Annotated in this window: 8 protein-coding genes; 3 read left to right on the top strand and 5 right to left on the bottom strand. The window is 60.9% G+C overall.

Features of this window, described 5'->3' with window-relative positions; translation table 11 throughout:
- From glxR to gcl, 3 genes are all read right to left on the bottom strand, one after another.
- The coding region (glxR, locus tag Q4Q11_RS20120; protein WP_498570609.1) for a 2-hydroxy-3-oxopropionate reductase at positions 1 to 881 on the bottom strand (881 nt) is incomplete at its 3' end.
- Positions 882 to 886: 5 nt separating this feature from the next.
- Complete coding sequence (gene hyi / locus Q4Q11_RS20115) at positions 887 to 1702, bottom strand: hydroxypyruvate isomerase (protein ID WP_112512535.1); 816 nt, start codon at positions 1700 to 1702, stop codon at positions 887 to 889.
- A 116-nt stretch (positions 1703 to 1818) separates the two neighbouring features.
- A complete protein-coding gene (gene gcl, locus Q4Q11_RS20110) occupies positions 1819 to 3603 on the bottom strand; it encodes a glyoxylate carboligase (protein WP_498570608.1) in 1785 nt (594 codons plus the stop codon).
- 193 nt (positions 3604 to 3796) lie between these two features.
- Here gcl and bhcR point away from each other — a divergent pair, with 193 nt between their 5' ends.
- Entirely contained in the window at positions 3797 to 4624 is an 828-nt protein-coding gene (gene bhcR, locus Q4Q11_RS20105; RefSeq protein WP_498570607.1) for an HTH-type transcriptional regulator BhcR, read from the top strand.
- A gap of 61 nt (positions 4625 to 4685) precedes the next feature.
- Here the strand turns inward: bhcR and guaD are convergent, their stop codons facing one another.
- Positions 4686 to 6029, bottom strand: a complete 1344-nt coding sequence (guaD, locus tag Q4Q11_RS20100) for a guanine deaminase (RefSeq protein ID WP_498570606.1) — start codon at positions 6027 to 6029, stop codon at positions 4686 to 4688.
- Complete coding sequence (locus Q4Q11_RS20095; protein WP_498570605.1) at positions 6026 to 7264, bottom strand: urate hydroxylase PuuD; 1239 nt, start codon at positions 7262 to 7264, stop codon at positions 6026 to 6028. The genes guaD and Q4Q11_RS20095 overlap by 4 nt, the downstream gene beginning before the upstream one ends.
- 141 nt (positions 7265 to 7405) lie before the next feature.
- Between Q4Q11_RS20095 and Q4Q11_RS20090 the strand changes: the two genes are divergently transcribed.
- Positions 7406 to 8344 (top strand): LysR family transcriptional regulator, encoded by a 939-nt coding sequence (locus tag Q4Q11_RS20090; RefSeq protein WP_112512540.1) that lies wholly within the window; start codon positions 7406 to 7408, stop codon positions 8342 to 8344.
- Positions 8345 to 8426: 82 nt separating this feature from the next.
- Positions 8427 to 8678: a type II toxin-antitoxin system Phd/YefM family antitoxin gene (locus Q4Q11_RS20085; RefSeq protein ID WP_112512541.1), complete on the top strand. Its 252-nt coding sequence runs from the start codon at positions 8427 to 8429 to the stop codon at positions 8676 to 8678.

The following is an 8678-nucleotide window of genomic DNA, read 5'->3' as shown; positions in this document are numbered from 1 at the left end:
GCGACAGGATGGTTCGCCATGCGCTCGAGCGCCTTGACGAGGCCGGAATGATCGAGCCCGCTGTCGCCATTGGCGGCGCATTGGTTGAAGAGTTCCTGCGTCGAAGCCGTGTTCGGCAGCGAGATGCCGAGCGCCTTGGCGCCTTGCAGCGCGAGGTTCAGATCCTTTTGATGCAGCGAGATGCGGAAGCCGGGCTCAAACGTGCGCTTGACCATGCGCTCACCATGCACTTCAAGGATACGCGAGGAAGCAAAGCCGCCCATCAGGGCCAAGCGCACGCGAGCGGGGTCTGCTCCCGCCTTGGAAGCGAAGACGAGGGCCTCGGACACCGCCTCGATCGCCAGCGCGACAATGATCTGGTTGGCAACCTTGGTGACCTGGCCATCGCCGCAATCGCCGACGAGCGTGATGTTCTTGCCCATCAGCTCGAAAAGCGGCAGCGCCCGTTCGAAGCTTGCCTCGGAGCCGCCGGCCATGATGGAGAGCGAGGCGTTCTTCGCGCCGACTTCGCCGCCGGAAACCGGCGCGTCGATATATTCGGCGCCGGTCTCGCGAACTCTTCTCGCGAACTCCTTGGTTTCGATCGGCGAGATCGAACTCATGTCGATGACGAGCTTGCCCTTCGAAAGGCCGTAGGCAACGCCGTTGTCGCCGAAGAGCACGTCCTTGACCTCGGGCGTATCCGGCAGCATCAGGATGATCGTGTCGACCGTTTCGGCGAGCGCCTTCGGCGTTTCGACGAATTGCAGGCCGTTATCGAGCAGCTCCTGGCGCGGCGGGATGGAGAATCTGGAGGTAACGACGATGTGGCCGGCATTTTGCAGGTGGCGCGCCATGGGGGTTCCCATAATGCCGAGGCCGATGAATCCGATATGTGCCATGCTGTTTAGCTCCTGATATTGAGAATGGCGGCGCTTTCGGCGTGGCGGCCGGCTGCAGCAAACCAGCCGAGCCCCGCCGCAGTGGTGGTGCGCGGTTTGTATTCGCAGCCGATCCAGCCGTCGTAGCCGAGTGCGTCGAGCGCTTCGAAGATAAAGGGATAGGCGATCTCGCCGGTGCCAGGTTCGTTGCGTCCGGGATTGTCGGCAAGCTGCACATGGGCAATCTGCGCCTGATGCTTCTTGAACGTGCCGATCAGCTCTCCCTCGGTGCGCTGCTGGTGATAGAGGTCGTACTGAATGAACAGGTTGTCGCTGCCGACTTCGGCAATGATCGCTGCCGCCTGATCCGGCGTGTTGAGATAGAAGCCCGGAATGTCGAAGTGGTTGATGGGCTCGATCAGCAAGCGAATCCCGTGCTTGCCAAGCTCTTCCGATGCATATTCGAGGTTGACGACGAAGGTGGTCCGCAGCACCTCATCGGGCACGCCAGCCGGAATAATGCCTGAGAGGCAATTGATCTGGCTGCAACCGAGCGTCGTTGCATAGTCGATCGCCGAGGCGACCCCGCGGCGGAATTCATCGATACGATCCGGCAGGATCGCGATGCCGCGCTCGCCGCCGGCCCAATCGCCGGCGGGCAGATTGTGCAGCACCTGCGTCAGGCCATGGCGATGGAGTTCGGTACGCAGTACCTCCTTCGCAAAATCATAGGGAAAAAGATATTCGACACCCTCGAAGCCGGCCTTGGCGGCCAGTGCGAAGCGATCCAGAAACGGCGCCTCGCTGAAGAGCATGGTCAGATTGGCCGCAAATTTCGGCATTTGATTTCTCCTTTAGAGCAATTCCAGGAAAAGTGCGTGAGCGGTTTTCCGTCTGGAATTGCGTGAAAAACAAAGAGCTGGAGCGGTTCAGAGATTCCGTGAAAAGCTGAACCGCTCTAGTCCAGCAGCGCGAGGATCGCGGTCGGCGCATCCTCGCCGCGTTCGGCAAGCTCTTCGAATTCGACGACCGCATTGATGTCGGCACCCATGGCGATATTGGTGACGCGCTCCAGAATGAACTCGATGACGACGGGAACCTGGTATTCCGTCATGAGCTGCTGCGCCGTCGTGAAGGCCTCCTGGACCTCGTTCGGGCTGCGCACGCGGATCGCCTTGCAGCCGAGGCCTTCGGCGACGGCAACATGATCGACGCCATAGCCCGGCTCGGCATCGTCCCTGGCATTGATATTGTCGAAGGCGAGGCTGACCTCGAAATCCATGTCGAAGCCGCGCTGCGCCTGGCGGATGAGGCCGAGATAGGAATTGTTCACGACCACATGCAGGTAGGGAAGCTTGTGCTGCGCACCGACCGCAAGCTCCTCGATGAGGAACTGGAAATCGTAGTCTCCGGACAGGGCGACGATCGGACGATCCGGATCGGCGGCGCGCACTCCGAGCGCTGCCGGCAGCGTCCAGCCGAGCGGGCCTGCCTGGCCGCAATTGATCCAGCTGCGCGGCTTGTAGACATGCAGGAACTGCGCGCCGGCGATCTGGCTGAGCCCGATGGTCGAGACATAGCAGGTGTCGCGACCGAAGGCCTTGTTCATCTCCTCGTAGACGCGCTGAGGCTTCAGCGGCGTCTGGTCGAAATGCGTCTTGCGCAGCATGGTGCGCTTGCGCTCGCGGCATTCCTCCGCCCAGGCCGACCAGTCGCGCAGTCTGCCTTCTGTCTTCCATTCTGTAGCGACGTCGAGGAAAAGCTTCAGTGCGGCACCCGCGTCGGAGACGATGCCGAAATCCGGGGCGAACACGCGCCCGATCTGGGTCGGTTCGATATCGACATGCACGAAAGTCCGGCCTTCGGTATAGGTCGAGACGTTGCCGGTGTGGCGATTGGCCCAGCGATTGCCGATGCCGAGAACGAAGTCGGAGGCGAGCAGCGTGGCATTGCCGTAGCGATGTGAGGTCTGCAGCCCGCACATGCCGGCCATCAGCGGATGGTCGTCCGGGATCGTGCCCCAGCCCATCAGTGTCGGGATGACCGGAACGCCGGTGATTTCGGCAAATTCGACGAGCAGATCGGACGCATCGGCATTGATGATGCCGCCGCCCGCGACGATCAGCGGCCGCTTGGCCGCATTCAGCATGGCAAGCGCCTTTTCCGCCTGTGCCCGCGTGGCGGAAGGCCTGTAGGGTTCGAGCGAGGCGTAGGTTTCGATGTCGAATTCGATTTCGGCGACCTGAACATCGACAGGCAGATCGATGAGGACCGGGCCGGGCCGACCAGAGCGCATCGTATGGAAAGCCTTCTGAAAGACATAAGGGACAAGCGCCGGTTCCATGACGGTGACGGCCCACTTGGTGACGGGGGCTGCGATCTTGGCGATATCGACGGCCTGGAAATCCTCCTTGTCGAGGCGCGCGCGCGGCGCCTGGCCGGTAATGCAGAGGATCGGGATCGAATCGGCGGAAGCTGAATAAAGGCCGGTGATCATGTCGGTGCCGGCCGGGCCTGACGTCCCGATGCAGACGCCGATATTGCCGGCACGCGCCCGGGTATAGCCCTCGGCCATATGGCTCGCGCCCTCGACGTGGCGGGCGAGCACATGGCGGATCAAGCCGCGCGCCTTCATTGCCGAATAGAAGGGGTTGATCGCAGCGCCTGGAACACCGAAGGCGCAATTGACGCCTTCCTTTTCCAGAACCAGCACTGCGGCATCGACTGCTCGCATCTTTGCCATGGGGATTTCCTCCGTTTCTGCTTCGAAGGTACCGCATGGGCGGACAAGTGCAATCATGAAATGGAAATAAATCCCATCATATGGAAATAAACATTTTCAACGAATCTGGAACAATCGAAGCGAAGCGGCTATGTCATGAAGCCGAAGCAGGCGGCGTCGACGCGCGGCGCGCCTTCAGTCAAAAGTGAGCGTCATGGCGGAAAATCGGGAAAAGTCGAGGGGCAGGCCGGGCCGGAAGCCGGCCGAGAATGCGGTCGCCTCGTCCGTGCAGGTGCTCGATCGCAGTTTGAAACTGCTGGAACTGGTGGCCGAGGCCGATGGCGCTGTCTTGACCGAGCTTGCCGATCAATCAGCCATGGCGGCTTCCACCGTGCACCGGTTGCTGACGTCTCTCGCCCAGCATGGCATGGTGGCGCATGACGGCGAAACCGGCGCCTGGACGATCGGGGTGAAAGCCTTCGAGATCGGAACGGCGTACTTACGCTTCCGCAAGCTCGGCACGATCAGCCGACCGTTCCTCAAGCAATTGATGGAGGTATCAGGCGAGACCGCCAATATCGCCATCGAGGAAGACGGCGATGTCGTTTTCATCTCGCAGGCCGAAAGCCATGCGCCGATGCGCGCCTTTTTCCGTCCAGGCCGCCGTGGACCGATCCACGCTTCGGGCATCGGCAAGGCGATCCTTTCCACCTGGGCGGACAGCCAGATCGAAGTGTTGCTCAAAGGGCGGTCATTGGAGCATTTCACCGATAAGACCCGCGACACGGTACCCATGCTACTTGCGGATATGGCCGAGATCCGCTCACGCGGCTGGTCGGTCGACGATGAGGAGCATACGCTGGGCATGCGATGCGTGGCGGCGCCGATCTTCGACGAATATGGCGAGGCTATTGCCGGCATCTCGATCTCAGGACCGGCCGTGCGGCTGCCGGATCAAAGGATCGCGGCGCTTGGCCCGGTTGTGCGGGCGGCAGCGGAAGAATTGACGAAGGCGATGGGCGGACGCTCGAAGCGGGCCTGAATGCCTTTGACGCCGTCTCCTGTCGGGAGACGACGGCGTTTTCGGTCCGCCACTTGACTGGTCAGGCGAGCTGCAATTGCTCGCGTGCGATCGTGTCCGCCTTCTTACCCTTGCTCTTCATCGGCTTGCCGGCGACATAGACTTCAGCAATGCAGCGATCGTCGCCCATGGTCTGGAGGATAAAGAGTTCTTCTGCCAATGAGGTCGCGGTGCGCATGCGGAATTCCATCGCCGACTTGGCGCTGGAATCAAGCACGACGATATCGGCATCCGCACCCGCCTGCAGCGAGCCGATGCGGCTTTCGAGGCCGAGTGCGTGCGCATTGCCGCGCGTCATGCGATAGAAGGAGTTGAACGGCGTCAGCCGCTGTCCTTGCAGATGCAGGACCTTGTAGGCCTCGTCCATGGTTTCGAGCATGGAGAAGCTGGTGCCGGCGCCGACATCGGTTGCGACCGACCATCGCGCGCCGAGCCTGTCGAACTGAGCGGCATTGAAGAGCCCGGAGCCGAGGAAGAGGTTGGAGGTGGGGCAGAAGACGCCGACAGCGCCGGTTTCGGCGAGTACTGCGACTTCGCGTTCGCTCATATGGATGCAATGGCCAAGCAGCATGCGCTCGTTGAGCAGACCATAGCGGGCATAGATATCCGTATAGTCTTTCGCCTCGGGATAAAGCGAAGTCGCAAAGGCGATCTCGTCCCGATTTTCCGAGAGATGCGTCTGGACGTAGCAACCCGGATGTTCGGCGACGAGCGTCTTGCTCATCTCCATCTGCTCCGGCGTCGAGGTGATGGCAAAGCGCGGGCTGATGGCATAGTGCGCGCGGCCGCGGCCGTGCCATTTCGCAATCAGCCGCTTCGTCTCGTCATAGCCGCGCTGCGGCGTATCGCGCAGCGCGTCTGGCGCATTGCGATCCATCATGACCTTGCCGCCGATCATGCGCATGCCGCGCCCTTCGGCAGCGGTAAAGTATGCATCGACGCTTTCCGGATGCACGGAGCAATAGGCAACCGCCGTCGTTGTACCGTTCGACAGGAGTTCGTCCATGAAGCGATCCGCCACCTCTGCCGCGTGTGCGGCGCGCGCGAACTTCTGCTCCTCGACGAAAATGTAGGTGTTCAGCCATTCGAGCAGCTGGGCACCATAGGAAGCGATCGCCTGCATCTGCGGGAAATGCAGGTGTGTGTCGATAAAGCCCGGCAGGATGAGGTTCGGGCGATGGTCCGCGATCCTGACACCGGCGTCGGCGAGCTTGCGAATATCGCCATAGGAGCCGACCTCCACGATCTTGCCATCGCGAACGAAGACCGCGCCGTCCTCGATATAGCGATAGGATGCGGCATCATCGATCCCCTGCGGTTCGGCAAGAAAGGTCAGCACGCGGCCACGGATCAGGACTTCGTTCATTGGGTCTTCTCCCCATTGATGGCACTTTCGTACCAGGAGACGAGCAGGCGGCGCTCCTCGTCGGTAATGTGCGAGGCATTGGCCGGCGGCATGGCGTGGCTGCGGCCGGCCTGCAGATAGATTTCGCGGGCATGGGCGGCAATATCGCGGTCGGTCTCGAAGACGACGCCCTTGGGAGGAGCGATAATGCCCTCCCAGCTTGGTTCCTTCGCATGGCACATGGAACAGCGCCCCATGATCGTGTCGCGAACCTTCGGGAAGGCTTCAGCCGCGACGAAGGGCTGCTGGATTGCGGAAATTTTCGTTGTGGGCTCGCCCGTCAGGATCTTCGGCACCGTGGAAAGCCACATGATGATGATGAACAGGATGACGGTGATCAGCCAAGTCCAGGTCGGGTTCCCGGCATTGGCGTGGCGGGTGTTGAACCAGTGGCGGATGGTAACGCCCATCAGGAAGACGAGCGAGGCAATGATCCAGTTGAACTGCGTGCCGAACGCCAGCGGATAGTGGTTCGACAGCATCAGGAACAGCACGGGCAGCGTCAGGTAGTTGTTGTGGGTGGAGCGCTGCTTGGCGATGCGGCCATATTTCGGATCGGGCTTGCGGCCGGCGATCAGGTCGGCAACCACGATCTTCTGGTTCGGAATGATGATGAAGAACACGTTGGCCGACATGATCGTTGCGGTGAAGGCACCGAGATGCAGGAAGGCGGCGCGACCGGTGAACAGGTGCGAATACCCCCAAGCGACCCCCACGAGAATGAAATAGAGCGCCACCATCAGCCGCGTATTGTCGTTGCCGAAGGGCGACTTGCAGATCAGGTCATACAGGAGCCAGCCGCCGGCGATCGAGCAGAGCGAAATGGCGATCGCCATCGGCTTGGAAACGTCGAGCACGGCCGGATCGATCATGTAGAGGTCGGCGCCGGCATAGTAGACGAGGCAGAGCATGCCGAAGCCAGAAAGCCAGGTGACGTAGCTCTCCCATTTGAACCAGACGAGGTGCTCTGGCATGTCGGCCGGCGCCACTAGATATTTCTGGATATGGTAGAAGCCGCCGCCATGGACCTGCCACTCCTCGCCATAGGCGCCGGGCGGCAGTGCGGGGTGCTTTTTCAGGCCGAGGTCGAGCGCGACAAAATAAAATGACGAACCGATCCAGGCGATGGCGGTAATGACGTGCAGCCAGCGGACGGCAAAAGTCAGCCAGTCCCAGGCGATGGCATACTCATACATGGGAACTCCTCCCGATCTTTATGGGAGTGTTTGCCATTGCCGGATTTTCTCGAAAATCCCGGTTAATCCGCCAACACTTTCAAAAAAATCTATAAGATGGCCCCTGCTTTGTTCCGCACGCCGATGTGGTAGAAAGAGACCATGTCCTATCTTGATAATGTCCGCGTCTTCGTTCGCGTGGTCGAACTTGGTACTCTTTCGGCGGCAGGGCGCGACCAACGCGTCACGCCTGCGGTCGCGAGCAACCGCATCAAGGAGCTCGAGCGTCATCTCGGCGTGCGCCTCTTCAACCGTACGACGCGTAAGCTCTCGCCGACCGAACATGGCCGCGTCTTCTATGAAAAGGCGGTAAAGATCATCGAGGCCGTGAACGAGGCGGAAGCGGCGATCGCCGATCTCTCACGCAATCCGAAGGGGTCGCTCAGAATAACAGCGCCGCTCGGCATCGGCCGGCGGCTGATCGCCTCGGGCATTCCGGAATTTCACGACAAGTATCCGGATATCGAGGTGCGCCTGCGCCTATCCGACCACAATGTCGATATCCTGGCCGAAGGCGTCGATGTCGCCTTCAAGCTTGGCGTGCTGGAGGATTCCAATCTGCGCATGCGCGGCATCCTCAACTGCGAGCGGGTGCTGTGCGCATCGCCGGCCTATCTTGCACGGCGTGGCGCCCCTTCCGACGCCGATGCCTTGATTGCCGACAAGCATGACTGTCTGCTGCTGCGCTATCCCGGCTCGAAGGAATATTACTGGACGCTGATGACGGCGGACGGCCCGCGCAAGTTCGAGGTTGCCGGCCCCTATGACAGCGACGACGGCGACGTGCTCACCCAATGGGCGCTGGAAGACCGCGGCATCATCAATAAGCCGCTGTTCGAGGTGAAGGCCTATCTGAGGGACGGGCGGCTGGTGGAGATCCTGAAGGACAGTCCGCCGGCGCCGGTTCAGCTCGCCGCCATTTACCCGCACAAGCGTTTCCAGGACCCGAAGGTGCGGCTGATGATCGATTTCATGGCCGAGCGCTGCCAGAGGCTCATCGGCAAGCTGCTCGAGGACGAGTCTGCGGTCGCGGCCTCGTGATCTGAGGGTTGCAGGTTAAGCCACTCTTGATTCAAATCAGCGAGATCATATATGACTACCGATGGTCATATGGAGGAGTGCCATGAAGGAAATCCAGCTCAAAGATGCAAAGGCGACGCTTTCGGCCGTGGTCGATCAGGCCGTTGCCGGTGAGCCGACCGTTATTACCCGCCATGGCCGGAAGGAAGCCGTACTCGTTTCCTTCGAGGAATGGCAACGGGTTTCCAGAGTACCGGATTTCGCCGATCTGCTTTTGGCCTTTCCTGGCGAGCCGGCCGATATTCCCGAGCGATCGCGAAAGCCCGCACGTTCATTGCGTGAAAACGGCTTCTGA

It is taken from the genome of Rhizobium sp. UFLA01-1127, from assembly GCF_059803845.1.
The sequence above is the reverse complement of the archived record's forward strand: the minus strand, read 5'-3'. Positions and strand labels throughout refer to the sequence as shown.

Excerpts from the sequence above, each read along its gene's own strand:
- hyi (WP_112512535.1), bottom strand. The coding sequence starts at position 1,702 with ATGCCGAAATTTGCGGCCAATCTGACCATGCTCTTCAGCGAGGCGCCG.
- gcl (WP_498570608.1), bottom strand. The coding sequence starts at position 3,603 with ATGGCAAAGATGCGAGCAGTCGATGCCGCAGTGCTGGTTCTGGAAAAG.
- bhcR (WP_498570607.1), top strand. The coding sequence starts at position 3,797 with ATGGCGGAAAATCGGGAAAAGTCGAGGGGCAGGCCGGGCCGGAAGCCG.
- guaD (WP_498570606.1), bottom strand. The coding sequence starts at position 6,029 with ATGAACGAAGTCCTGATCCGTGGCCGCGTGCTGACCTTTCTTGCCGAA.
- Q4Q11_RS20095 (WP_498570605.1), bottom strand. The coding sequence starts at position 7,264 with ATGTATGAGTATGCCATCGCCTGGGACTGGCTGACTTTTGCCGTCCGC.
- Q4Q11_RS20090 (WP_112512540.1), top strand. The coding sequence starts at position 7,406 with ATGTCCTATCTTGATAATGTCCGCGTCTTCGTTCGCGTGGTCGAACTT.
- Q4Q11_RS20085 (WP_112512541.1), top strand. The coding sequence starts at position 8,427 with ATGAAGGAAATCCAGCTCAAAGATGCAAAGGCGACGCTTTCGGCCGTG.